The organism is Streptomyces sp. NBC_01216 (assembly GCF_035994945.1).
Lineage (GTDB): Bacteria > Actinomycetota > Actinomycetes > Streptomycetales > Streptomycetaceae > Streptomyces.
The window spans coordinates 5,969,677-5,994,374 of the sequence record NZ_CP108677.1 but is presented as its reverse complement, the minus strand read 5'-3'; the positions used below and the strand labels follow the sequence as shown (position 1 = coordinate 5,994,374).

At 69.7% G+C, this 24,698-nt stretch carries 19 protein-coding genes and 1 pseudogene; 11 read left to right on the top strand and 9 right to left on the bottom strand.

What is annotated here, in order from left to right; translation table 11 throughout:
* The first annotated feature begins 214 nt into the window (after positions 1-214).
* The 4 genes from OG393_RS26915 to OG393_RS26900 all read left to right on the top strand — a co-directional run bounded on the left by OG393_RS26915 (position 215) and on the right by OG393_RS26900 (position 3,227).
* A complete protein-coding gene (locus OG393_RS26915; RefSeq protein WP_327377279.1) occupies positions 215-964 on the top strand; it encodes a hypothetical protein in 750 nt (249 codons plus the stop codon).
* A 77-nt stretch (positions 965-1,041) separates the two neighbouring features.
* Positions 1,042-1,953: a phosphotransferase family protein gene (locus OG393_RS26910; protein WP_327377278.1), complete on the top strand. Its 912-nt coding sequence runs from the start codon at positions 1,042-1,044 to the stop codon at positions 1,951-1,953.
* 1 nt (position 1,954) lies between these two features.
* A complete protein-coding gene (locus tag OG393_RS26905; protein WP_327377277.1) occupies positions 1,955-2,647 on the top strand; it encodes a class I SAM-dependent methyltransferase in 693 nt (230 codons plus the stop codon).
* Positions 2,648-2,681: 34 nt separating this feature from the next.
* Positions 2,682-3,227: an HAD domain-containing protein gene (locus OG393_RS26900; RefSeq protein ID WP_327377276.1), complete on the top strand. Its 546-nt coding sequence runs from the start codon at positions 2,682-2,684 to the stop codon at positions 3,225-3,227.
* Between the two features lie 66 nt (positions 3,228-3,293).
* Here the strand turns inward: OG393_RS26900 and OG393_RS26895 are convergent, their stop codons facing one another.
* Positions 3,294-3,797, bottom strand: coding sequence for a hypothetical protein (locus OG393_RS26895; RefSeq protein ID WP_234392680.1), 504 nt, complete (start codon positions 3,795-3,797; stop codon positions 3,294-3,296).
* Between the two features lie 90 nt (positions 3,798-3,887).
* Between OG393_RS26895 and OG393_RS26890 the strand changes: the two genes are divergently transcribed.
* A complete protein-coding gene (locus OG393_RS26890) occupies positions 3,888-4,421 on the top strand; it encodes an SMI1/KNR4 family protein (RefSeq protein WP_199570992.1) in 534 nt (177 codons plus the stop codon).
* 49 nt (positions 4,422-4,470) lie between these two features.
* Here OG393_RS26890 and OG393_RS26885 read toward each other — a convergent pair.
* The 4 genes and pseudogenes from OG393_RS26885 to OG393_RS26870 form a co-directional block, all read right to left on the bottom strand.
* Positions 4,471-6,168: pseudogene (locus tag OG393_RS26885) on the bottom strand (relaxase/mobilization nuclease domain-containing protein).
* Complete coding sequence (locus OG393_RS26880; RefSeq protein WP_327378562.1) at positions 6,158-6,730, bottom strand: hypothetical protein; 573 nt, start codon at positions 6,728-6,730, stop codon at positions 6,158-6,160. Before OG393_RS26880 ends, OG393_RS26885 begins: the two are co-directional and overlap by 11 nt.
* Positions 6,731-7,045: 315 nt before the next feature.
* A complete protein-coding gene (locus OG393_RS26875) occupies positions 7,046-8,212 on the bottom strand; it encodes a DUF3631 domain-containing protein (RefSeq protein ID WP_442817436.1) in 1,167 nt (388 codons plus the stop codon).
* Positions 8,213-8,765: 553 nt separating this feature from the next.
* Positions 8,766-8,960 (bottom strand): helix-turn-helix transcriptional regulator, encoded by a 195-nt coding sequence (locus OG393_RS26870; protein ID WP_327377274.1) that lies wholly within the window; start codon positions 8,958-8,960, stop codon positions 8,766-8,768.
* 121 nt (positions 8,961-9,081) lie between these two features.
* Between OG393_RS26870 and OG393_RS26865 the strand changes: the two genes are divergently transcribed.
* Both OG393_RS26865 and OG393_RS26860 read left to right on the top strand, forming a co-directional pair.
* Positions 9,082-9,582 (top strand): helix-turn-helix transcriptional regulator, encoded by a 501-nt coding sequence (locus OG393_RS26865; RefSeq protein WP_030207231.1) that lies wholly within the window; start codon positions 9,082-9,084, stop codon positions 9,580-9,582.
* 24 nt (positions 9,583-9,606) lie between these two features.
* Positions 9,607-10,761: a tyrosine-type recombinase/integrase gene (locus tag OG393_RS26860; RefSeq protein WP_327377273.1), complete on the top strand. Its 1,155-nt coding sequence runs from the start codon at positions 9,607-9,609 to the stop codon at positions 10,759-10,761.
* A gap of 7 nt (positions 10,762-10,768) precedes the next feature.
* On the opposite strand, the gene OG393_RS26855 is transcribed toward OG393_RS26860, so the two are convergent.
* The 4 genes from OG393_RS26855 to metH all read right to left on the bottom strand — a co-directional run bounded on the left by OG393_RS26855 (position 10,769) and on the right by metH (position 18,915).
* Positions 10,769-12,349: an ABC transporter substrate-binding protein gene (locus tag OG393_RS26855; RefSeq protein WP_327377272.1), complete on the bottom strand. Its 1,581-nt coding sequence runs from the start codon at positions 12,347-12,349 to the stop codon at positions 10,769-10,771.
* A gap of 71 nt (positions 12,350-12,420) precedes the next feature.
* Positions 12,421-14,010 carry an ABC transporter substrate-binding protein gene (locus OG393_RS26850; protein WP_327377271.1) on the bottom strand — a complete coding sequence of 530 codons (1,590 nt, stop codon included), beginning with the start codon at positions 14,008-14,010 and terminating at the stop codon, positions 12,421-12,423.
* Between the two features lie 529 nt (positions 14,011-14,539).
* On the bottom strand, positions 14,540-15,241 hold the full coding sequence (locus OG393_RS26845) for an HAD family hydrolase (RefSeq protein ID WP_327377270.1): 702 nt from the start codon (positions 15,239-15,241) through the stop codon (positions 14,540-14,542).
* A gap of 164 nt (positions 15,242-15,405) precedes the next feature.
* Positions 15,406-18,915, bottom strand: a complete 3,510-nt coding sequence (gene metH, locus OG393_RS26840; RefSeq protein ID WP_327377269.1) for a methionine synthase — start codon at positions 18,913-18,915, stop codon at positions 15,406-15,408.
* Positions 18,916-19,206: 291 nt separating this feature from the next.
* Between metH and OG393_RS26835 the strand changes: the two genes are divergently transcribed.
* The 4 genes from OG393_RS26835 to OG393_RS26820 all read left to right on the top strand — a co-directional run bounded on the left by OG393_RS26835 (position 19,207) and on the right by OG393_RS26820 (position 24,630).
* Entirely contained in the window at positions 19,207-19,968 is a 762-nt protein-coding gene (locus OG393_RS26835) for an IclR family transcriptional regulator (protein WP_327377268.1), read from the top strand.
* 668 nt (positions 19,969-20,636) lie between these two features.
* Positions 20,637-21,425: an MIP/aquaporin family protein gene (locus tag OG393_RS26830; RefSeq protein WP_327377267.1), complete on the top strand. Its 789-nt coding sequence runs from the start codon at positions 20,637-20,639 to the stop codon at positions 21,423-21,425.
* A gap of 52 nt (positions 21,426-21,477) precedes the next feature.
* The gene (gene glpK / locus OG393_RS26825) at positions 21,478-23,013 is read left to right on the top strand and encodes a glycerol kinase GlpK (protein ID WP_327377266.1); all 1,536 of its coding nucleotides are present in this window, start codon (positions 21,478-21,480) and stop codon (positions 23,011-23,013) included.
* Positions 23,014-23,019: 6 nt separating this feature from the next.
* Positions 23,020-24,630, top strand: coding sequence for a glycerol-3-phosphate dehydrogenase/oxidase (locus OG393_RS26820; RefSeq protein ID WP_327377265.1), 1,611 nt, complete (start codon positions 23,020-23,022; stop codon positions 24,628-24,630).
* Positions 24,631-24,698: the final 68 nt, after the last annotated feature.

The following is a 24,698-nucleotide window of genomic DNA, read 5'->3' as shown; positions in this document are numbered from 1 at the left end:
ACTCCGGACCTGTAAACCGCGTATACCGCTTCAACTGCCTTCCACCGTACCCACCGAGCGTGACCACCGGTTCACTTATCAGCAGCCGCCCGGAACGGCGCGACCGTGATCCAGACTCCCCCTTGGGTCCGGGTGGCACCCCGAAGTTCCGTACGCCCACACCAGGCTCGGGCATTCCTGTGCCCGAGACCGGCCAATCAGAGACGGAGACACGGTGACCACCATCGACACCACGGCCATCACGGTCGAGCTGCCCGAGGCGTTCGACCCGCGCTGGAGCCGCCTGCCCGGCATCCAGGTCGACGGCCGGCGCATCACCATCGACCCGGCCGAGTACTTCTTCCGCTTCGAGTCGAACACCTGGCTCGTCGCCGACTGGGAGCTGGTCAAGTCCCAGCTCCTGGACGCGGACGAGACGACCGAGAGCGCGGTCGAGCAGCTCGCGCTCGACTTCATCAAGCAGCACAGCGAGTCCACGTCCGACGCGGCCCGCGTCCTGGCCACCGCGTACGAGGTGTACGCGTACCTCTTCCGCGACGAGCACCTGGCCGGCCTCGGTCTGCCGCAGATCACCGCTGACCATTTGCGGATGCTGCGCGAGGCGGCCACGCTCATGGCGCTCAACAAGGTCGAGCTGGACGGGCACATCTCCAACGTCGGCCCGTGCTGGTTCTTCCCCGCCGCCACCTCCGTCGTCTTCGACCTGGACGACGAGATGGGCGAGATGCTCGACGAGGTCTACCACGGCGGCTGGTTCAACGAGCACCGCCGCATCGAGTCCATCAAGGCGCACGCCGCGCTCGGCGGCCGGCTCGTGCACGGCTGCCAGTCCGTGCCGGACCAGTCCGGCGGCGTGGTCGCGCCCTACGGTGCCTCGATGGCGAACTTCCGCGACGACCTCGCCGCGTTCAAGGCGGGCTGGATCGAGCAGGTCTACGCCCACCGCGTGAACTCCGCCGCTTAACCCACCCGATCAGGCTCCGGGGCGGGCCGGCATCCCTCGCCCGCCCCGGACGCCACCACCCCTCCCCGGAGCCCCACGTGACCACGAACCCCAGCGCCGAACTCCTCGACAACCTGCTCACCGCGACCGGCCAGACCACCGCCGTACGGGAGGAGGTGCGCGTGTGGTCCATGTCCGGCGTCGAGCGCGTGACCTTCCCCGACGGCTCCACGGCCATCTTCAAGTACGCCAAGAAGCCCTTCGACAGCGAGGACCAGGCCCTCCGCCTGGCCCACACCCTCGGCGTACCCGTCCCCCAGGTCCACGCCTCCGCCGTCCTGGACGGCTGGCTCGGCATGCTCATGGAGGACCTCGGACCGTCCGTCCGCGAGGCCAACGACCTCGACGGCGTCGCCGCGGCCGTAATCCTGCACGGAACCCGTACGGCTCCGCCCTTGCCCGTCCTCGACCAGGAGCGGCTGCGGACGCTCCCGGCCCGGGCGCTGGAGCACCTCGAACGGCTGCGCAAGGCCGACCGATGGCAGGGGGCCGACGACGTCGAGGACGCGCTCGACCGGATCGCCCAGGCCGCCGAGGCCCGCTCGGCCGGAGCGACGCTGGAGCCGTTCGGCTGGGTGCACTCCGAGTTCCACCCCACCAGCCTCCACATCGGCGAGCGCGGCTGGAGGCTGCTCGACTTCGCCCGCGCCTTCACGGGCCCCGGCCTGCTCGACCTCGCCAGCTGGCACGGCACCATCGAGCCCCCGCACCCCGTGCGCCTGCGCGTCTTCCTGGAGCAGTACGTCACCGCCGGCGGCACCCCCGACGCCCTCGCCCGACGCGGCGGGCTCACCGCCGAACACTGGGCCCTGGGCTGGCACCGCATGTGGGCCGTCGAGTGGTTCATGGAGCAGTCCATCCGCTGGATCAACGACCCGGCCACCGACCCCGCCTACATCAAGGCCGTCCGCCGCCACCTCACCGACGTCCTCCACCTCCTGGAGATCTGACGTGCTCGCCCAGGCATCCCCCTGGCACGCCCACGCCGCCCAGCGCACGGCCGCCGGACTCGCCGAACCGCTTGCTGTACCCGCCCGGATGGAATGGACTACCCGACCTGGCCAAGGTCCCGGCGCCGAGATCCTCGGCCCCGACCTGCGCGGCAAGCGACTCCTGGAACTCGGCTGCGGCCCCGGCCACAACGCCGCCCACCTCGCCACCCGCCACGGCGCCCACGTCACCGGCGTCGACCTGGTCGGCCTCCAGGTCCGCCGCGCCCGCTCCCACTACGGACGGCTGAACAGCCTCACCTTCGTCGCCGGCCACGCCCTGCACTACCTGCACGCCTCCGACGAGCAGTTCGACGCAATCTACTCCGTCTTCGGAGCCATCGGTCTCGTCGCCCCCGAGCTCCTGCTCCCGGCCATCGCCCAACGCCTCACGCCCGGCCGGGTGCTCGTCTTCTCCGTCCCGCACCCGCAGCGCGGCGGCCGTAGCCCCTCCGGCGACGACCGTCCGCGCCGGGACTTCGTCACCCTTCCCGACCACACCCGCCTACCCATCGCCCGCTGGGAGTTCTCCACGGACCGGTGGGAGAAGCACCTCAGTCAGGCGGGCTTCTGGCTCACCTCAGCCCAGGAGTTCCACGACCTCCGCATGGGCCACTGGCCCACCACCCTGCTGATCCGCGCCCGCAAACTCTGATCAGCCATTCGCCCGGCTTCCCTTGGAGGAACCGATGCGCCCGCCCTACCTGCTCCTCGACATCGACGGCGTCCTCATACCCTTCCCCAACGCGGACGGCTCGACCCCGGCCACCCACGCCCGTCACGACGTCGTCCCCACCGGCCGGAGCGCCGACAACCCGGTCACCGTCTGGCTCAACCCCGACCACGGCCACCTGCTCATGGACGTGATCCGCACCGGCCTGGTCACCCCGGCCTGGTGCACCAGCTGGCGCCAGGACGCCACCGCCCTTATCGGCCCGCTCCTCGACCTTCCGACCCTGCCGTACGTCGATCTCCCGCGTCCGCAGATCACCACCAGCCACCCCAACGGCTACCTGTGGAAACGCGACCACGTCGACGCATGGCTGGGCGACGCCCCCGCCGTCTGGATAGACGACGACTTCACCAGCCTCGACCATGAATGGGCGGTGGAACGCACTGCGAAGGGAACGGCAACCCTCCTCATTCAGCCCGCCCCGCACCTCGGTCTACAGCCCGAGCACCTGACCGAGGTCACGAGGTGGGTCGCGCAGTTACGCACAGCCCGCGCCGCCTGACGACTGATGCCCTCGCTGCCACGAGCAGCGAGGGCATCAGGGTGCGCTGCGGGCCCTGCACCAGGGCTACTGCCACAAGTCCGCTCCATCGCGCCCACTCGGGTCCATGGCCAAGAGATCTTCGTGCAGGCCCGAGAGGGCTCGACCAGTCGGGGCGCCGTCTTCGGCTGACTCCATGACGAGCCAGCCGACATCGATGCCCGATACGTTCACATCACTCCCGGTGTCGAGCTCGTCGAGTGTTGCGATCACTGCCTCATAGGCGACCGCTCGCGCCAGGCGAACGAGATCCTCCTTGTTCGCCCCAGCAGCAAGGAGCCGCTGGGCAACAGGAAGCTGATCGATGGCATCCGGATCGGCCCAACCGCCGATCGGACCGCGCCACAGACTTCGCAGCAGCATGAACCGCGCGAGGTGTGGAAGGTCCTCACAGATCTCCGACTTGGCCCAGTCGCCAGCATCGGCTGCGCCGAGTGCTTCGAATCGGGCGCGCAGCGACTCCGCTGCCGCCCTTCCACGCGCGTCCAGACTGTTCAACCAAGCCTGCCACTCGTTTGAGGATTCACTCACCGTGACAGCATGCCCCACGCGTGCCTCGGCTGGAGATCCGCCAGCACTATCAGCAGCTTGGCAGCCCAAGCCGATCGCTACTCTGTTCGCATGACCGTGAACGGAGATCGCCAGTTCCCCGCCGCGCTCGCCGCTGCCATGGCAGTCAGGCTCGAGTGCATTGGCGAGGATGGTGTCGACTTCGAACCTTACGAGTCCTTCCTGACCGCCGATGAGACCACTGAGTGGTTCCGCGCGTGGACCGGCAACGGCGAGCTGAACGGCGACGACTTCCGCGTTTTTGGCCAGGACGGCACCGGCGGGTACGCAGCGCTATGGCTGGTCCGTGAAGGTCGGGAACTGGTAGAGCAGCCCGTTGTCTTCCTGGGCTCCGAGGGGGAGACAGGCGTTGTCGCTCGCGACCTGGGTGCCTTCTTGTGGCTGCTAGCTGACGGCTTCGGCCCGTGGGAAGCAGCCACCTCATACGAGCCCGAGCCGGATTGGGCTCCCCAGGCCAATCGCGACCTGGCGGCCATCGCGGAGCAATTCGCCCCGGACCGCCGCGCGTCGGCAACGGCGATCATCGCGCAGGCCACACAGGAGTTTCCCGACTTCGACGACACCATCATGAAGCTCTGCCGTTGAGCCGGACCCGACGCCCCGCCACGAGGCGTGGCGGGGCATCGGGGCGGGGTCAGCGGTGCCGACTGCGCTCTTCGGGCCTCATGGCCACTGGTGTGGCCGGAGGGTGTGGCGTGGCGGACATAACCGAGGTGCCGCTGGTGGTGCTTCGCCTGCGAGCTGCTTGCGTGCGCCGGTTCGGCTGAGCCGTGATGCGCCAGTTGAGGACCTCCGCAGGGCGCTCGGCGCTGTCGAGCTCTCGCTGGGCGCCCAGCTCGGCCAGGAGGCGTCGGGGGTTGTGGCCGGCGGTCTCGGCGTGGGCGAGGGTTGTGGTCAGGGCGGCCCAAGCGGGGTCGGCGAGGATCCGGTCGGCGTGGTCGGGGAGGGCCACGCGAACGTCCTGCTCGAAGCGACGGGCGGTTGCGGCTCGTGGTGCGCGGCGGGCCAGGTCCGCCAGGACGGGGGTGGCGGCCTGCTGGTAGCCCGCCTGGAGGTGGCGGAGGGCTTCTTCGGCCGTGGCGGCCTGCTGTTCGTGGCCGCGCTGTTCGTGCCACTTGGCGGCGGCGCGGGCCAGGTGCACGGTAGCGAAGAGCAGGGCGATGGCGAGTCCGCCCGGCTCGTTGGAGGCGTAGGCGAGTTCCTTGGCGGCCTTGCGCAGGGCGGTGGCGGCCTGGTGATCGGCGCGGGTGGCGGAGCGGCGGGCGCGGTTGAACGCCACTGCTGCCGCCCGCAACTCCGCCCGGTGTGGGCCGGTCGCGGCGTTGGCGATGTTGTACAGGGCGTCGCCGAAGGCGGCCAGGTGGCCCTGGGCGGCTGCATCGTCACCGGAGTCGAGGACGGTGCGTGCCGCGTGTATGGCGGTGGTGGTGTGGCGCCATGGATCGGCGAGGTCCGCCACATACCGGGGGCGGTCGGCCAGACCCTGGTCGGGGAGGCGTTCGCGTAGGCGGTTGATGGAGAGGTCGGGGGCGAGTTTCGAGCCGCCGTACCAGACGGGTTCGCCGGCCGCGTTGGTGTCGCCGGGGGCGGCGAGGCTGTAGCCGATGACGTCGCCTGTCTCGGGGCCGAGGCGCGTTTTGACCTTGATGCCGAGGGACTGCAGCACGGTGAAGTAGTCGGCTTCGGTTTGTACGGCGGCGGCGACCGCGTACGCCTGCTCACGGAGCCACTGCCGTGCTGTGACCGTCTGGCCTTGGCGTTCGGCCTAGGCGCGTTCGGCGCCGGTGGGGGTGCGGGGCGCGGTGAGGTCGCCGGACTTCAGGCGGCGCAGACCGAACTCCGCCTCGATCTTGCGGCACTCCGCCTGGGCCTGCTGTCCGTCACGGTGGGTGCGGGGGCGGCGTCCGTCGGCGCGGACGGTGGTGGCCATGATGTGGATGTGGTCGTCGGCGTGGCGCACCGCGATCCACCGACATGCCTTCTCGTCGCCTTCGGGGGCAATGCCAGCGGCGTGAACGATGCGGCGGGCGACCTCGGCCCACTCGGCGTCGGTGAGGTAGCGGTCGCCGGGCGCGGTGCGGACCGGGCAGTGCCAGACGTGCTGGGGTGGTTTCTTGCCGCCCAGTTCGCGGGTGCGCAGGTCGACGTGGTGGTCGAGGCGCTTGGCGAGCTGGGTGTAGGTGGCTGTCGGGTCGCGGCCGGGGTCGGGGGCGCCGGCCATGTCCCAGGCGGCGACGATGTGCGGGTCGGTGTGTTCGTCGCGGCGGCCTGGGCCGAAGAGGTAGACGATCAGTCCGCGGGTGTCGGAGCCGGTGGAGACGTCAGGAACCATGCGCGGTGCCTTCCGCCAGGAGCTGGTCTATCAGTCGGTAGCTGGAGTCGGCTGCTTGCTCGACGCGGTCCAGCACCGCCTCGGCACGCTCGGGCACTGTTCCTCGGTGGATGGCTGCGGTGATCTGGTTGAGGTTGCCGCCGATGCGGTTCAGCGCGACCGTGTGTGCCTCGATGGCCTCGATCAGCGGGCGGACGGGATCGTCCTCCGGGCTGCCGACCAGCCCTGCCTTGCCGAGGGCCACGGCGAGGGCGGCGTCCCCGACGAATCCGGCGAACTTCTGGCCGCGCTGGTGAGCGGCGGCGCTGATCACGGTCACAGCTGTTCGTGTGAAGCGGATGGTCTTCTCCTGATCGCGCTTCTCCACGGTGCGCTTGCGGTTCATCAGAGCGGGCAGGACGGGGGCATCGAGCTCTCGCCAGGAGGGCTGCTCGGCGGGTGGCGGGATATCGGCCGGCGGCTGAGTGCTCGGGGCGGCGGAGTCGGGTGCGGGAGGGCAACTGCTCTCGGCTGCACCCTCTTCCGGCTCGGGCGCCCCCTGGCGCTCGGCCTCCTCCGCCACCCCTGGGGCGGGGGCAAGCGCGGACGAAGCCTCGTTAGAGGCTCGTTCGCTCCAGCTTGCTGCTGATCGGCGGGTCAGGCCGAAGAATCCCTTGCGGCGGCGGGTGGGGGAGTTGTCGGTGCTCGTTTCGGGCATGGTGGTGCTCCGGTGGTCGTGTGGGGTGGGGCTTCGTCACGTCCGTTGCATCCGTCCCGTAGCTGGTCAGGACAGGTACGGAGGCGGTCGCAGGTACGGAGTGATCCGTATCGGCGAGGAACTCCGTCCCCGCGCTGACCTGCGCGGGGACGGATGCGACGGATGGATACGGAGCTGGTGTCAGCGAGTGGGCCTGGGGCCAGCAGGCCCGCCGGGCGGGCCGATGGGCAGCGTCCCCGACGGAGGGGCCGGTGGCTTGCCCTGGGCTCGACGTGCGAGCACGGCCTCGCTGGCTGCGGGTGCTGGTTGGGCAGGGTCGGGGCAGTAGCGGGCCCAGGCGTCGAGGAACTGGTTGCGGGCGTACGCCTTGGCCTGCCTGCCGTTCTCGAAACGGTGGTTGGCCGGGCTGATGCCGAAGTCGCGCAGCAGATTGGCCAGGTGGTAGGCGTTCAGGCCCTTCGTCCCGTACTCGGCCCACGGCGCCTCGGCGTCCTGGATGAGCGCGGCGAGCAGGTCGTGGCTGCGCAGCGCCTCCGTATCGCCGTGTTGCTCGAAGGCGCGGCGGATGTCCCGGAGCAGCCGGGTCTTCAGCGTCGTCTGTTCGTCCTGGACCAGCTCGGTGCGGGTCATCGCCAGGCAGGCCGCACGGGCCTGCGTGGGCCAGTGTCCGCCGGCCAGGTCGGCGACGATGACCAGGGGCTCCCAGGTGTCCGCGGCCCGGTCTTCGACCGGCATCGGTGGCACCAGCCGGTGCGCTGCCCCGCGCAGCGGGGTCAGCCACGCGGCCAGGCGGTCCCGCAACGCGTTCAGTTCCGGGACGGAGTGCCGGGAGCGGAAGGGAGCGACCTTCTCGCCGGGCTTGCGCTTCTGCATGCGGAGCACGACGGCACGGTCCATGATCGTGTCCGGCAGGTCGCCGATGCCTGCCAGCGCGGCCATGGCGAAGGTCGGGAACGCGGTCGGCTTGTGCTCCGGGCCGGAGATCCGCCAGGCGGGGCGGTTGCGCTGGTGTCCGGCGTTCAGCAGGCCACGCAGGTCCTCCTTGTCGCCGGCCTTCGGGCCGAAAATGGTGTCGGCCTCGTCCACCAGCAGCGTCGGAGGGTCCTCGCCGATGATCCGGAAAACCACCGCCGGTGAGGTGTTCACGGTCATCATCGGCCGGGACACGGTCTCGTGGAGCACGTCCAGGACACGGGACTTGCCGCACCCCTTGGTCGGCCCCACCACCGCCAGACGCGGCGCATGCTGGAGAGCGGGCTGGATGGGGGAGGCCGCCACCCACAAGGTGACCGCGGTCAGGGCCTCCTCGCTCGGCAGGACGACGTACCGGCCGATCGCGGCGCGCAGGTCGTCCAATACGACGGTCCCGTCCTGGTCCCCGTCCGCTGTGAGGCTGGCACGTTCGCGGTCCCGAGTCCCCGGTCCGGGTTCGGGGACCGTCTCCGCAGCACCGTGGTCAACCCGGACCGGCGGTCCGGGTTCGCCAGCCGACTGACCGGAACTCTCCGTCCGGTCCTCGGCTTCCGGACCGGGTCCATGGTCCGGGTTCCCGGTCCGGTCCAGTTGGGCGCTGAGCTGCGTGTTCTCCGCCGGTCCGGGTTCCTGGTCCGGGTTGTCCGGAACTCCGGTCCGGGTTTCGGTCGCGGGTCGGTCCGGACGGTGCCACGGGATGCCCTGGCCGGGGACCGCAGGGGTGGGCCAGACGACCTTGGGGGACGTGTTCGAGGTGGCGGGGGACGTAGAGTCCTCCATTGGCGTTCCTCTCAGGTGAGGGACGGGACGGGCAAGGTCCCGCCTCTCACCGGTTCGTTCGTTCAGGGATGGGCGACGTGCAGGGGAATCTCCGGCCCTCGGCGTTGGCGCGCCGGGGGCCGTTGCTGTGTCCGGGTCTGTCGGCGGCTCACGAGGCCAGGCCCCACTCGTCTCGGCCGTCGATCAGGATGCGCTCGTAGCGCAGCAGCTCGGCCTCGGGGTAGAGCACCCGCTTGCCGACCTTGATGCCGCGCGGCCCCTTCTTGATCTGGCGCCAGTAGCGGACGGTGCTCTCGGCTGTGCGGTAGCGCTCGGCGACCTCGGCAGTGGTCAGGTATCGCATGCATTCCCATTCGGCTAGGTGGCGATTCGATCTGCATAGAGTTGTACCTCGGGATCGGCGGTTAACCAAATCGGGAAGCTCATGTTTCAATTGGGATAGCGACGGTGATGATGGAGGTTCGATGGCAGGCGACAGACCCGAAGGCGGCGAGGTGCCGCTGCTCTACAGCGAGGGGAACGTGGCCGCGCGCGTGGCCCTGGAGCGTGAGGTCAGAGGGTGGAGCACGACCGAGCTGGCGGATCGGGTGACCAGAGCCGGCGTGAAGATGAACCAGACGGCGGTCTGGCGCATCGAGAACGGCACACCGCGTCGGCGCATTAATCTCGATGAGGCCCTCGCCTTCAGCCGCGTCTTCGAGCTTCCTCTCGAAGAGCTGATGTCACCGCCCCTGGAGGGGCTCGACATCGACAGTCGGCGGCTCGTCCAAGAAGCCGTCGAAGCGTTCTATGAGGCCCGCGACGCGCGCGACCGCCTCCACCGCGCCGTGGTCGCCATCGCCGACCACATCAAGGCTCATCCCGACAGCTCGCGGGCGATCCACGAGCAGTGCCTCCGCCTCATGGGCGACGAGCGCGACGCTCGCACCCTCAGCAACGACATCGAGGACGGCGGCCACTACTGACAACCGACACGAAGGAGAGGCCACTTGGCCAACATCCAGAAGCGCCCCAACGGCAAATGGCGTGCCCGCTACCGCGATCTCGACGGCAAGGAGCACGCCCGCCACTTCGAGCGGAAGCTCGACGCCCAGCGGTGGCTCGACGAGGTCACGGCGAGCATGGTCACCGGTCAGTACGTCGACCCGCGCGCCGGTCGGATCACGTTCGAGAAGTACGCCGAGAAGTGGGAGGGCTCGCTCATCGCCAGCGAGGCGGGCGAGCGCATCACCGACAACGCGCTACGGCTCCACCTCGTACCGGCACTGGGCGCCCGCTCCATGGCGGCGATACGCCGCAACGACATACAAGTGCTCTTCAAGCACCTGTCCGACCAGCTCGGCCCCGGCAGCGTGCGGAACGTCTACGACGTCCTCGTGCGCGTCATGGCGGCGGCCGTGGACGACAAGGTCATCGCCTCCAGCCCATGCCGCCGGATCACCCTCCCGGCCATGCCGGACGAAGAGGTCACCCCGCCCACGGTCGCCCAGGTCGAGGCCATGGCCCGCGTGATGCCGCCGTACATCCGCGCGGCGATCGTCACCCTCGCCGGATCAGGGCTGCGCATCGGTGAACTGCTCGGCCTGAAGGTGTCGGACGTCGACTTCAAGGCTGGCACCATCCGGGTCGACCGGCAGCGGCTTCAGTCCGGGAAGATCGGCCCGCCGAAGACCGCGAAGTCCCGGCGTACGGTCCCGGTCGGGGAGGTCGTCACCGACGCGCTCCTCGCGCATCTCGCCGCACGCCCCTCCAAGGAGTGGCTGTTCACGATGGAGGAGGGGGAGCCGCTCAACTACCGGCGGTGGAAGACCGAGTGGAACTGCGCCCGCAGGGCGCTCCAGGCGGAGGAGAGTGAGGCGGCCAAGCGCGAGGGCCGCAAGCCCATCGAGCTGCCGCACATGGTGACCCACGACCTGCGGCACTTCTACGCCTCCGCGCTCATCGCCGGCGGCGCAAGCGTCAAGCAGGTTCAGCTGGTCCTCGGGCACGCGTCCGCCGTCATCACGCTGCGGATCTACGCGCACCTGTGGCCCGGGGAAGAAGACCGCACCCGGGCCGTCATGGACGCCGTGCTCGGCGGCCTGCGGACCGGGTGCGGACAGCTAAGCGGCGCGACCCGCGAAAGTGCAGGTCAGGCCGCCTAGAGGGAGATCAGGCCTTCTTGATCTCCCAGAAGCGGAAGACCGTGGAGGCGTCCAGGGTCCATTCGAGGCCGGTGACGTTGTCACGGGCGACCGCGTACTGCTTGCCCTGCCAGAGCGGGAGGATCGGCAGCTCGTCGGCCACCAGGTCCTGCAGGCGGCCGAAGTCCGCGTCGGTGGCCGCGCGGTCGGCGGCGGCCGAGGTCCGCGGGAGGAGAGTGCCGGTGATGGTGGCGTTCTCGTAGTGGTTGCCGAGGACGTTGTCCTCGCCGAAGAACGGGGCGGTGAAGTTGTCGGCGTCCGGGTAGTCGGGCACCCAGCCCTTGACGTACACGCCGTACTTGCCGGCCGTGATGTCCTTCTCGTACTGCTCGAAGGCGACGGACTGGACGTCCGCGTCGAACAGTCCGCTGCTGTTGAGCTGTTCGGCTATCGCCCCGAATTCCAGGTCGGTGGAGGGGCCGTAGCGGCTCGGGGTGGACCAGAGGGTGAGCTTGACCTTGTCGGTGATGCCGGCCTTGCGGAGCGTCTTCTTGGCCTTGGCCGCGTCCGGGCGGCCGTAGGTGTCGAAGAAGGCGGTGTTGTGTCCGGCGATGCCGGCCGGGACGATCGAGTACAGCGGGGTCGCCGTGGACTTGAGGATGTCCTCGACGAGGGCCTCGCGGTCGACGAGGTGGGCGATCGCCTGGCGGACGGCGAGCTTGCCGACGACCGGGTCCTCCACGTTGAAGACGAGGTGCTGGACCTCGGCGCTGGTGCCCTGGACGATCTCGACGCCCCGGTCGTCCGTGTTCTCGGAGGTCTCCAGGGCGGCGATGTCGTCCGCGGCGAGGCCACGGTAGGCCACGTCCACGTCGTTGTCGGCGAGGGCCTTCGCCAGGGCCTCGCGGTCGCCGTTGTAGAGCTTGAGCGTGATGCCGCCGTTGCTCGGCCGCGCGTTGCCCTGGTAGGCGGCGTTGACGGAGAAAAGGGCCTCGGAGTCGCTGATGGACTCCAGCGTGTACGGGCCGGAGCCGACCGCCTTGCCGTCGGTGCGCAGGGCGTCGGGGGCGTACTCGCGGTGGTCGACGATGGAGCCGGCGCCGGAGGCGATCTTGCTCGGGAACGTGGCGTCGGGGACCTTGAGGTGGAAGACGACGGTCCTGTCGTCCGGGGTCTCGATGGAGTCGATCGTGGACAGCAGCGGCACCGGCCCGGACGGGTCGTTGATCTTCAGCGCGCGCTCGAAGGAGAACTTGACGTCCTCCGAGGTCAGGTCGTTGCCGTTGGAGAACTTCAGGCCGTCGCGCAGGGTGCAGCGGTAGACCTTGCTGCCCGTCTCGAAGCCGCACTTCTCGGCCGCCTCGGGCTCGGGAAGGGTGGAGCCCTTGGGGAAGCTCAGCAGGGACTGGAAGACGTTGTTGAACAACAGCCAGGAGCCGGGGTCGTAGCCGGCGGCGGGGTCGGTCGCCAGGATCTCGTCCGACATCCCGACGCGCACGCTGCCTCCCGAGCCGGCGGAGCCCCCGCCCTGCTCGGTGCCGCAGCCGCTGAGCAGGGCGGCGGACAGACCTGCCGCGAGCGGGGCCGTCAGCCACTTGTTGTGCTTCACAGAACTTGCCTCTTGATCTCTTGCCAGGCCGGCCGCGCCGCGCGGCCGGGGTCACCGAGCTGGTGGAGCGGTCAGACGCTGCCCCGGCCGAGCTCCCACAGGAGCAGGTCGGAGGAGGTGTTCAGCGCCCATTCGACGCCGGTCACGTCGTCGCGGGCGGCGACGTACTGCTTGCCCTGCCACAGCGGAAGGAGCGGCACGTCCTTGGCCACGGTCTCCTGGATCTCGCCGAAGACCGGGCTGACGGCGGTGCGGTCGGCCGAGCGGCGCGACTCCGGGATCAGCTGCTCCCGGACCGCCTTGTTGACGTAAGGCGTGTTGAGGAAGTTGTCCGCGTCGAGGAACGGCGCCACGTAGTTGTCCGGGTCCGGGAAGTCGGGGAACCAGCCGAGGCCGTAGACCGCGTAGTCACCGCGCTTCTGCGCCGGGCGGAAGGTGGACCACTCGGCGCCCTCGATGGCCGCGTCGAAGAGGCCCGTGGAGTTGAGCTGCTCGCGCAGCGTCTCGAATTCCTTCTGTGTGCCGGAACCGTAGTGATCGGTGGTGTAGTGCAGCGTCAGCTTCACCGGGGTCTTGATGCCGGCGTCCTTCAGGATGCCGCGGGCCTTGGCGGCGCTGGGCTCTCCGTAGATGTCGAAGAAGTCGGTGGAGTGCCCGGTGATGCTGGAGGGGATCAGTGAGTAGAGCGGCTGCGCGGTGGTGCCGTACACCGCGTTCACGAGCGCGCCGCGGTCGACGACGGAGGCCATGGCCTGCCGGACGGCCTTGTCCTTGACGGAGGGCGCCTCGGTGTTGAAGGCGAGGTAGCGGATCTCCAGGCCCGGGACCTCGGTGAGTTCGATGCCCGCCTGGGGCTTCTCGGTGAGGTCCTTGATCTGGTCCAGCGACATCGAGCGGGTCATGACGTCGATCTCGCGGTTCCGGAGCGCCCGGCCCATGGTGTCCGCGTCGGCGTAGGAGCGGAGCTCGACCTTGTCGTTGCGCAGGGTGATGTCACCCTGGTACTTCGGGTTCCGGGTGAAGACAGCCTTGGCGACGCGGTCGCCTTCGCGCTCGACCTTCATCGTGTACGGGCCGGAGCCGTCGACCTCGAAGCCCTCGCGTAGCTCGGTGGCGCTGTACTTGCCCTTGCTCAGGATGCCGGCGACCGGGGTGGAGAGCTTGTACGGGAAGGTCGCGTCAGGCGTCTTGAGGTGGAAGACGATCTCGCGGTCGTTCTTCGTCTCGATGGTGTCGATGCCGGCGAGGAGGGCCGCGGTGCCGTTGTCGGACTTGATGTTCAGGACGCGCTCGACGGAGAACTTCACGTCATCGGCGGTGAGCGGTGTGCCGTCCGAGAAGGTGAGGCCCTCGCGCAGTTTGCAGCGGTAGCTCTCGCTGGCCTTGTCGCTGAATCCGCAGCTCTCGGCGGCCTCGGGCACGGGCTCGCCGCCGCCGCGAGGCGCGTGCATCAGCGTCTGCACGGTCTGGCGCAGGATGTTCCAGGCGCCGGTGTCGTAGGCGAAGGCCGGGTCGAGGGGCGCCGGGGTCTCGCTGTCGGCGAGGAACCGGTCGGTGGTGCCGACGACGATGGCTCTGTTCTCGTCCGAACCGCCGCACGCGACGAGCAGCGGCGCGAGCAGTCCGGCCACGGCCGGCAGCACCAAGGTCTTGCGGTTCATCCTGGACAGTCTCCTCATCCGGCACTGTTTTCAGCGGGTGGGCGAACACTCGCCGCTACCGCCCGGTCGGGGCGGGCGATCGGGCCGGGATGGTGTGCGATCGGTCCTGTGTTCGCGGCGGCTCGGGTATGCGCCGGGGGCACGCGGATATGCGGCGAAGTACTCGCGAAAGATTAGTGGGCGGCGTCGGCATTACCGGACGCCGAGCGACTTCAGGGGTAATCGCACGGTGATCATGAATGCGAGGGTCTCGATAGTCATGCGGCACGTGATTCGTACATCAAGCGCTGAACCGGGACACAAGGGCAGGGGTGAATCCGCACATTCCGGATGCCGGACACGTGAAGGCCACCCGCCGAAGCACACGCTGCGTGACCAAGGTCACGCCGGTGCTTTTTCGACGGGTGGCCGGAATACCTCGCGCGGACCACTGCGGGCCTTCACGCCCCGGTCACGGAAAATGCACGATCAAGTGCTCAGCGTTCGCGTGCGCCCGCGCCGGGAAAACGAAGCTCAGACAAAGCTCAAATCATCGGGGACCAGTGATCAAGGTCCGGAGAAACGGCACGTCGACCTCTTCCAGGGAACGGACGACGGTACGGCCCCCGGCCGGCGGGATAGGTGCCACGGAGGGAACCGCGACCACCCGGCAACCGGCCGCCTCGGCAGCCGCCACGCCGGTCGCCGTGTCCTCGATGACGGCGCAGAGACCCGGGTCGGCGCCCACGCCACGGGCGGCCGTCAGATACGGCTCGGGGTGGGGCTTGGTACGCAGGACCTCGTCGCCGGCGACGGTGAGGGTGAAACGGTCATGGCCCAGGGACGCGAGGACCCGGTCGATGATCCGCCGGTGCGAGGCGGAGACCAGGGCGGTCGGGATGGCGTGCCGTGACAGCTCGGCCAGGAGCCGCTCGGCGCCCGGCATCAGTGGTACTCCCCGGTCGATGCGCTGCTCGAACTTCTCGTTGAGCAGGACCGTCAGTTCGGCGAGGGTGATGTCGGCGCCCGTGGCGTCGATGAGGTAGCCGGCACTGCGCGTCATGGGGCCGCCGACGACTACGTCCCGCCAGGACTCGTCCAGCCGGTGCCCGAGGTCCCGGAACGCCTCGACCTCCGCGTCCCACCAGAATCCCTCGGTGTCGACGAGGGTGCCGTCCATGTCGAGGAACACCGCCTGCAGGGCGGAGCTGCCGTCGGTACGGAACAAGGACGCGGGGACCGTACTGGTCATCCGGCACACCTCCATGGAGGGACGAGAAGGCCGGCCCCCTCCCGGTACGGGGAGGGAGACCGGCCTGCACTGGACCGACCAGTGTACGTCTCGACCACCGCGGATGCAGGCATCTATCTCCTGACGTGCGCGGTCGTGCCGCCGTGCGGGCACGGCGGACGGTGTCAGCGGGCGTTGAAGTACTTCGCCTCGGGGTGGTGAATGACGATCGCGTCCGTGGACTGCTCCGGGTGGAGCTGGAACTCCTCGGACAGCTGGACTCCGATCCGCTCGGGACGGAGCAGCTCGGCGATCTTCGCGCGGTCCTCCAGGTCGGGGCAGGCACCGTAGCCCAGCGAGAAGCGGGCGCCACGGTACTTCAGCGCGAACATGTCCTCGACATCGGCCGGGTCCTCGCCCGCGAAGCCGAGCTCCGCCCGGACCCGGGCGTGCCAGTACTCGGCGAGGGCCTCGGCCAGCTGCACCGACAGGCCGTGCAGTTCGAGGTAGTCGCGGTAGGAGTCGGACTCGAAGAGCCTGGCGGTGGCCTCGCCGATCCGGGAGCCGACGGTGACGACCTGGAGGCCGACCACGTCGGTCTCGCCGGACTCCTCGGGGCGGAAGAAGTCGGCCAGGCACAGGCGGCGTCCCCGGCGCTGGCGCGGGAAGGTGAAGCGGGTCCGCTCGTTGCCCTGCTCGTCGAGGATGATCAGGTCGTCGCCCTTGGAGACACACGGGAAGTAGCCGTGCACGACGGCCGCCTCCAGCAGGTTCTCGGTGTGCAGCCGCTCCAGCCAGCCGCGCAGCCGCGGGCGGCCGTCGGTCTCGACGAGCTCCTCGTAGCTCGGGCCGTCCCCGGCACGCGTCTGCTTCAGGCCCCACTGGCCCTTGAAGAGGGCGCCCTCGTCGAGCCAGCTCGCGTACTCCTTCAGCTGGATGCCCTTCACGACCCGGGTGCCCCAGAACGGCGGGGCCGGCACGGGGTTGTCCGTGGCGACGTCGGAACGGCCGGCTTCCTCCGGCTCGTTGACCTCGAGCGCGCTGGCGCGCTGGGCGACCCGGCGTTGCTTGAGTTCGGGCAGGGCAGCGCCGGGGACGCCGCGCTTGACGGCGATCAGGGCGTCCATGAGGCGCAGGCCCTCGAAGGCGTCGCGGGCGTAACGGACCTCGCCGTGGTAGATCTCGTGGAGGTCCTGTTCGACGTAGGCGCGAGTGAGGGCGGCGCCGCCGAGGATGACGGGGAAGTCGGTGGCGAGTCCGCGCTGGTTGAGCTCCTCGAGGTTCTCCTTCATGATCACGGTGGACTTGACCAGGAGGCCCGACATGCCGATGACGTCGGCCCTGTGCTCCTCGGCGGCTTCCAGGATCGCGGCGACGGGCTGCTTGATGCCGAGGTTCACCACGTTGTAGCCGTTGTTGGAGAGGATGATGTCGACCAGGTTCTTGCCGATGTCGTGAACGTCACCGCGCACCGTGGCCAGCACGATGGTGCCCTTGCCCTCGGCGTCCGACTTCTCCATGTGGGGTTCGAGGTAGGCGACCGCGTTCTTCATCACCTCGGCGGACTGGAGCACGAACGGGAGCTGCATCTGGCCGGAGCCGAACAGCTCACCGACGACCTTCATGCCCTCCAGCAGCGTCTCGTTGACGATGTCCAGCGCGGGGCGGGTCTCCAGTGCCTCATCGAGATCGGTCTCCAGACCGTTCTTCTCTCCGTCGATGATGCGCCGCTTCAGCCGCTCGTCCAGCGGCAGGGCGAGGAGTTCCTCGGTCTTGCCTGCCTTCATCGACTTGGTGTCGACGCCCTCGAAGAGGGCCATCAGCTTCTGGAGCGGGTCGTAGCCCTCGGAACGCCGGTCGTGGATCAGGTCGAGGGCGGTGGTGACCTGCTCCTCGTCGAACCGGGCGATCGGGAGGATCTTGGAGGCGTGCACGATCGCCGAGTCCAGACCCGCCTTGACGCACTCGTCGAGGAAGACGGAGTTCAGCAGGATCCGGGCGGCCGGGTTGAGACCGAAGGAGATGTTCGACAGGCCGAGCGTGGTCTGCACCTCCGGATGGCGGCGCTTGAGCTCACGGATCGCCTCGATGGTGGCGACACCGTCGCCGCGCGACTCCTCCTGACCGGTGCAGATCGTGAAGGTCAGGGTGTCGATCAGGATGTCCGACTCGTGGATGCCCCAGTTGCCGGTCAGGTCCTCGATCAACCGCTCGGCGATGGCGACCTTGGTCTCGACGGTCCGGGCCTGGCCCTCCTCGTCGATGGTGAGGGCGATCAGCGCGGCACCGTGTTCCCGAGCCAGCCGGGTCACCTTCGCGAAGCGCGAGTCGGGGCCGTCACCGTCCTCGTAGTTGACCGAGTTGATCACCGCACGGCCGCCGAGCTTCTCCAGACCGGCCTGGAGGACGTCGACCTCGGTGGAGTCCAGCACGATCGGCAGCGTCGACGCCGTCGCGAAGCGACCCGCCAGTTCCGCCATGTCCGCGACGCCGTCACGGCCCACGTAGTCCACGCACAGATCCAGCATGTGCGCTCCCTCGCGGATCTGGTCCCGCGCCATCTCCACACAGTCGTCCCAGCGGGCCTCGAGCATCGCCTCGCGGAACTTCTTGGACCCGTTGGCGTTCGTCCGCTCCCCGATCGCCATGTAGGCGGTGTCCTGCCGGAACGGCACCGTCTGGTAGAGCGAGGCGGCACCCGGCTCGGGGCGCGGCTCGCGAGCGGTCGGGGCGAGGCCCCGGACCCGCTCCACGACCTGGCGCAGGTGCTCGGGGGTCGTACCGCAACAGCCGCCGATCAGCGACAGCCCGTACTCACGGACGAAGTTCTCCTGCGCGTCGGCCAGCTCCGTCGGAGACAGCGGATAGTGCGCGCCGTCCTTCCCCAGCACCGGCAGGCCGGCGTTGGGCATGCAGGACAGCGGGATGCGCGAGTGGCGTGCCAGATACCGCAGGTGCTCGCTCATCTCGGCCGGACCGGTCGCGCAGTTCAGGCCGATCATGTCGATGCCGAGCGGCTCCAGCGCGGTGAGCGCCGCGCCGATCTCCGAACCGAGCAGCATCGTGCCCGTCGTCTCGACCGTGACGGAACAGATCAGCGGGACGTCGGCGCCGAGCGCGTCGAGGGCGCGGCGGGCGCCGACGACGGACGCCTTGGTCTGGAGCAGGTCCTGGGTGGTCTCCACCAGCAGCGCGTCGGCGCCGCCCGCGAGCAGGCCCTCGGCGTTCTGCTGGTAGGCGTCGCGCAGCGCGGTGTACGGCGCGTGGCCCAGGGTCGGCAACTTGGTGCCCGGACCGATGGAGCCCAGCACCCAGCGCTGCTGCCCGGTGGAGGCGGTGAACTCGTCGGCGACCTCGCGGGCGATCCGGGCGCCGGACTCGGAGAGCTCGTGCACGCGCTCGGGGATGTCGTACTCGCCGAGCGCGGCGAGGTTGGCGCCGAAGGTGTTGGTCTCGACACAGTCGACGCCCGCGGCGAAGTACTCCTGGTGCACCGAGCGGACGATGTCGGGCCGGGTGACGTTCAGGATCTCGTTGCAGCCCTCGAGGTTCTCGAAGTCCTCCATCGAGGGGTCCTGCGCCTGGAGCATGGTGCCCATCGCTCCGTCCGCCACGACCACACGGGTCGCGAGTGCCTCACGGAGGGCTGCGGCGCGGTCGGGGCTGCCGGCGGGCGGGGTCGGCGACGAGGCCATGGATGAGCTCCCTGGGATGCGACGGCTGTCGGCTTCACACCCTCGGTGGAGGGCGTACGGAGCCAGAGTAACCATGCCGGTGGCAGGGTGGGCAGGGTGTTCCACGGGACGGACGGCATCCTGTGTCGCGGGACTCCCGGTCACCTGTGTTCGTGAACGACACTGTCAGAGTAACTACTGGTCGGCATCGACCGATAGTGTTCAGCATTACCGAACAGCATGATCCAGGGGACTCCACTCCGTAAGATCCACGGAGCCTTCGGGATCGGGGACAGGGAGAAAGGCCGGGCGATGGCGAAGAACATCCAGTCGCTTGAACGGGCGGCGGCGATGCTGCGACTGCTCGCGGGCGGCGAACGCCGGCTCGGGCTGTCCGACATCGCCTCGTCCCTGGGGCTCGCCAAGGGCACGGCACACGGCATCCTGCGCACCCTCCAGGCCGAGGGCTTCGTCGAGCAGGACGCGGCCTCGCGCTACCAGCTGGGCGCGGAACTGCTGCGCCTGGGCAACAGCTACCTGGACGTGCACGAGCTGCGGGCGCGGGCGCTGGTCTGGACCGACGACCTGGCCCGCTCCAGCGGCGAGAGCGTCCATCTGGGCGTCCTGCACCAGCAGGGCGTCCTGATCGTGCACCACGTCTTCCGGCCCGACGACAGTCGGCAGGTCCTGGAGGTCGGCGCGATGCAGCCGCTGCACTCCACGGCACTGGGCAAGGTGCTGTCGGCCTACGACCCGGTGGCGCACAGCGAGGTCCTGGAGATCGCGCGCGAGCCCTTCACGCCCCGCACCGTCACCGACACGGAGTCCTTCGAGACGCTGCTCGACCACACCCGGGCGCGCGGGTGGGCAGCCGACGTGGAGGAGACCTGGGAGGGCGTGGCCTCAGTGGCCGCCCCCATCCACGACCGACGCCGGATGCCGGTAGGCGCGGTGGCCATCACAGGCGCCGTGGAGCGGGTCTGTGCGGGCGGCGAACTGCGCTCCGAGCTGGTCGCCGCGGTGCGTGACTGCGCCCGCGCCGTCTCCCGCGACCTGGGCGCAGGCCGCTTCTAGGGCGTGTCGCGAGAGTAGCCCCAGGGCGGCGCCCGGCGAGGTTCGCCCCGGCACGGCCTTCACCGAGGACCGCCCCGCGTCCCCGGCGGCGCCCGCCCTCGTGGCGGGTTTGGCCATCGCGCCGCGCGGAGCCTTCACCACGGAACCCCGGCCCCGCCGACACCCGCCCTTCCCACCGGGCTCACCCTTTCCGCCGGGGCCCGCGGGGTCACGAGGCGGACCCGGGCCCGCCCCCAGCGCCACAGGCGCCGCGCTCACGCCCTGTGGGGCCGACCCCCCCCTTTGCCTCGAACCGGCACCCCGGCGCCACACGGGCCCCGGGGTGCCGCTCACGCACCAGGACACGTCACTCCCGGGCCTCGTCCGCGCCCGGACCGGCCGCCCCGCCGGTGGTCGGTCCCCCTTCCGCCCGGTCGTTCGGGATGCAGCGTCGGAGCCCCTCGGTAACGATCGCGTTATGCAGACGGTTCTCGGGCAGGACCTCTTGACGTGCTGTTAACCGGAGGGCAAAACTTCCGTTCACCGGTCGACATTGTCGAACACCTAACGGCAATACGCGCTAGGGTGTGACAGTGCCATGGGCCGGCCAACGCCCTCACTCGAGGGCGCGGACCATCGGAGAATCCCGTGGTTCGCCTTCCCCTGGACGATGGACAAAGGAGTCGCGGGTGTCCAGCTCCGACATCTTCATCGGCGAGACCATAGGTACCGCCGTACTCATCCTGCTCGGCGCCGGCGTCGTCGCCGCCGTCGTACTCAAGCGCTCGAAGGCGCAGAACGCCGGTTGGCTGGCCATCACCTTCGGGTGGGGCTTCGCGGTCATGACCGCGGTCTACATGACGGCCTCCCTCTCCGGCGCCCACCTCAACCCGGCGGTCACGGTCGGTATCGCGATCAAGGACAGCGACTGGAGCAACGTTCCGGTCTACTTCGCCGGCCAGCTGCTCGGCGCGATGATCGGCGCCGCGCTGGTCTGGGTCGCCTACTACGGCCAGTTCCAGGCCCACCTCACGGACCCGGAGATCATCGCCGCGCCCCCGCACGAGGAGGGCATGGTCGACCAGAAGACCGCTCCGAACGCCGGCCCCGTGCTCGGCATCTTCTCCACCGGCCCCGAGGTCCGCAACGTGTGGCAGAACCTGGCCACCGAGATCATCGGCACCGTCGTGCTGGTACTGGCGGTGCTCACCCAGGGCCTCAACGACAGCGGCAAGGGCCTCGGCGTCCTCGGCGCCCTGATCACCGCCTTCGTCGTCGTCTCCATCGGCCTCTCGCTGGGCGGCCCGACCGGCTACGCCATCAACCCGGCCCGTGACCTCGGTCCGCGCATCGTGCACGCCCTGCTCCCGCTGCCGAACAAGGGCGGCTCCGACTGGAGCTACGCCTGGATCCCGATCGCCGGTCCGCTGATCGGTGGTGCCCTCGCGGCGGGTATCTACAACATCGCGTTCGCCTGAGCCGTACAGCAGTAGTCGTGGGAATGAACACCGAGACCTCCAGGGAGCACCAGTGACCGACGCACACACCAGCGGCCCCTTCATCGCCGCCATCGACCAGGGCACGACCTCGTCCCGCTGCATCGTCTTCGACAAGGACGGCCGGATCGTCTCCGTCGACCAGAAGGAGCACGAACAGATCTTCCCCAAGCCGGGCTGGGTGGAGCACGACGCCGCCGAGATCTGGACCAACGTGCAGGAAGTGGTGGCCGGAGCCATCGAGAAGGGCGGCATCTCCGCCGCCGACGTGAAGGCCATCGGCATCACCAACCAGCGCGAGACCACGCTGATGTGGGACAAGAACACCGGTGAGCCGGTCCACAACGCGCTCGTCTGGCAGGACACCCGCACCGACGGGCTGTGCAGGGAGCTCGGCCGCAACGTCGGCCAGGACCGCTTCCGGCGCGAGACGGGCCTGCCGCTGGCCAGCTACTTCTCCGGGCCGAAGGTCCGCTGGCTGCTCGACAACGTCGAGGGCCTGCGGGAGCGCGCCGAGCGCGGCGACATCCTCTTCGGCACGATGGACTCCTGGGTCATCTGGAACCTGACCGGCGGCGTCGACGGCGGCCACCACGTCACCGACGTGACCAACGCGTCGCGCACCATGCTCATGAACCTCCACACCATGGAGTGGGACGACAAGATCCTCCAGTCCATGGACGTCCCGGCCGCCGTGCTGCCGGAGATCCGCTCCTCCGCCGAGGTCTACGGCCACGTCAAGGGCGGCGTCCTGGACGGCATCCCGGTCGCCTCCGCGCTCGGCGACCAGCAGGCGGCCCTCTTCGGCCAGACCTGCTTCGCCGAGGGCGAGGCCAAGTCCACCTACGGCACCGGCACCTTCATGCTGATGAACACCGGTGACAAGATCATCAACTCCTACAGCGGCCTGCTGACCACGGTCGGCTACCAGATCGGCGAGGAGAAGCCGGTCTACGCCCTGGAGGGCTCGATCGCCGTCACCGGTTCGCTGGTGCAGTGGATGCGCGACCAGATGGGCCTGATCAAGTCCGCCGCCGAGATCGAGACCCTGGCGTCCTCCGTCGAGGACAACGGCGGTGCCTACTTCGTCCCGGCCTTCTCCGGCCTGTTCGCCCCGTACTGGCGCTCCGACGCCCGCGGTGTGATCGCCGGCCTCACCCGGTACGTCACCAAGGCGCACATCGCCCGCGCCGTCCTCGAGGCCACCGCCTGGCAGACCCGCGAGATCACCGACGCCATGACCAAGGACTCCGGCGTCGAACTGACCGCGCTCAAGGTGGACGGCGGCATGACCTCCAACAACCTGCTGATGCAGACCCTCTCGGACTTCCTGGACGCGCCGGTCGTGCGTCCGATGGTCGCCGAGACGACCTGCCTCGGCGCCGCCTACGCCGCCGGCCTGGCCGTCGGCTTCTGGCCGGACACCGACGCGCTGCGCGCCAACTGGCGCCGCGCCGCTGAATGGACCCCTCGCATGGACGCCGACAAGCGTGACAGCGAGTACAAGAGCTGGCTGAAGGCCGTTGAACGCTCCATGGGCTGGCTCGAAGACGGATCTGACGAGGAGTAATTCGACATGACCACCCTGCAGAGCGTCCCCACCCTCGGGACGCGCCCGGCTGCCGGTTCCCTGCCGAGCCGCGCCGAGACCCGGGAACAGCTTTCCAAGGCGACGTACGACCTCCTGGTGATCGGCGGTGGCATCCTGGGCATCTCCACCGCCTGGCACGCCGCGCAGTCGGGCCTGCGGGTGGCCCTTGTGGACGCCGGCGACTTCGCCGGCGCCACCTCCTCCGCCTCCTCCAAGCTGCTCCACGGCGGTCTGCGCTACCTGCAGACCGGCGCGGTGAAGCTGGTCGCGGAGAACCACTTCGAGCGGCGTGCGGTGTCCCGCCAGGTGGCACCGCACCTCGCCAACCCCCTCACCTTCTACCTGCCCGTCTACAAGGGCGGCCCGCACGGCGCGGCCAAGCTCGGCGCCGGCGTCTTCGCCTACAGCGCCCTGTCGGCCTTCGGCGACGGCGTCGGACACCTCCTCTCACCGGCCAAGGCCGCGCAGGACGTGCCCGAACTGCGCACCGACGACCTCAAGGCCGTGGCCGTGTACGGCGACGACCAGATGAACGACGCCCGCATGGCGCTGATGACGGTCCGCGCGGCGGTCGCCGCCGGAGCCACCGTCCTCAACCACGCGGAGGTCACCGGGTTGCGCTTCACCCGAGGCCGGGTCACCGGTGCGGAGCTCAAGGACCGCACCACAGGCGACGAGTTCGGCGTCAGCGCCCGTCTCGTGCTCAACGCCACCGGCCCGTGGGTCGACCACCTGCGCCGGATGGAGGACCCGAACGCGGCTCCCTCGATCCGCCTGTCGAAAGGCGCGCACCTGGTCCTCAAGCGGACCTCCCCGTGGAAGGCCGCGCTGGCCACGCCGATCGACAAGTACCGCATCACCTTCGCCCTCCCCTGGGAGGACATGCTCCTGCTCGGCACCACCGACGAGGAGTACGAGGGCGACCCCGGCCAGGTCGAGGTCACCGAGCGGGACACCGCCCAGATCCTGGACGAGGCAGCCTTCTCCATCCGCGACCAGCAGCTGTCGCGCGACCTGATCACCTACTCCTTCGCGGGTCTGAGGGTGCTTCCGGGGGGTCCCGGTGACACGTCCAAGGCCAAGCGGGAGACCGTCGTCACCGAGGGCCGCGGCGGCATGCTGTCGGTGGCCGGCGGCAAGTGGACGACCTTCCGTCACATCGGTCGCACGGTGATGAAGAAGCTGGAGTCCCTGCCCGGCCACCCGCTGGGCGAGGACTACGAGCCGGTCTCCAAGCTGCCGAAGCGCCTGCCGCTGCCCGGCATCGCCAACCCGAACGCGGTGGCACACCGGCTGCTCGTGGACGGACCGGCCCCCGGTCCGCGGATGGCCGCCGACACCGCCAAGCACCTGGCCACGCACTACGGTTCGCTCTCCTTCGACATCGCGCGGATGGCGAACGAGAACCCGGAGCTGGCACAGCGCGTCCACCCGGACGCCCCGGAGATCTGGGCCCAGGTCGCCTACGCGCGCGACCACGAGTGGGCCGAGACGGCGGACGACGTGCTGCGCCGCCGCACGACGCTGACGATCCGCGGACTCGCCACCGACGAGATCCGCGCCAGGGTCGAGGGGTTCCTCGGCGAACGGGCCTGACGGCGGTGCGCGCGGGGGCGGTCCGGTTCCGGGCCGCCCCCGCGGCGCGCCCGGAACCGGTGCGGCGG

Bases quoted from the DNA above. Each gene is read 5' to 3' on its own strand.
- OG393_RS26900 (WP_327377276.1), top strand. From the start codon at position 2,682: ATGCGCCCGCCCTACCTGCTCCTCGACATCGACGGCGTCCTCATACCC.
- OG393_RS26890 (WP_199570992.1), top strand. From the start codon at position 3,888: ATGACCGTGAACGGAGATCGCCAGTTCCCCGCCGCGCTCGCCGCTGCC.
- OG393_RS26870 (WP_327377274.1), bottom strand. From the start codon at position 8,960: ATGCGATACCTGACCACTGCCGAGGTCGCCGAGCGCTACCGCACAGCC.
- OG393_RS26865 (WP_030207231.1), top strand. From the start codon at position 9,082: ATGGCAGGCGACAGACCCGAAGGCGGCGAGGTGCCGCTGCTCTACAGC.
- OG393_RS26850 (WP_327377271.1), bottom strand. From the start codon at position 14,010: ATGAACCGCAAGACCTTGGTGCTGCCGGCCGTGGCCGGACTGCTCGCG.
- OG393_RS26845 (WP_327377270.1), bottom strand. From the start codon at position 15,241: ATGACCAGTACGGTCCCCGCGTCCTTGTTCCGTACCGACGGCAGCTCC.
- metH (WP_327377269.1), bottom strand. From the start codon at position 18,915: ATGGCCTCGTCGCCGACCCCGCCCGCCGGCAGCCCCGACCGCGCCGCA.
- OG393_RS26835 (WP_327377268.1), top strand. From the start codon at position 19,207: ATGGCGAAGAACATCCAGTCGCTTGAACGGGCGGCGGCGATGCTGCGA.
- OG393_RS26820 (WP_327377265.1), top strand. From the start codon at position 23,020: ATGACCACCCTGCAGAGCGTCCCCACCCTCGGGACGCGCCCGGCTGCC.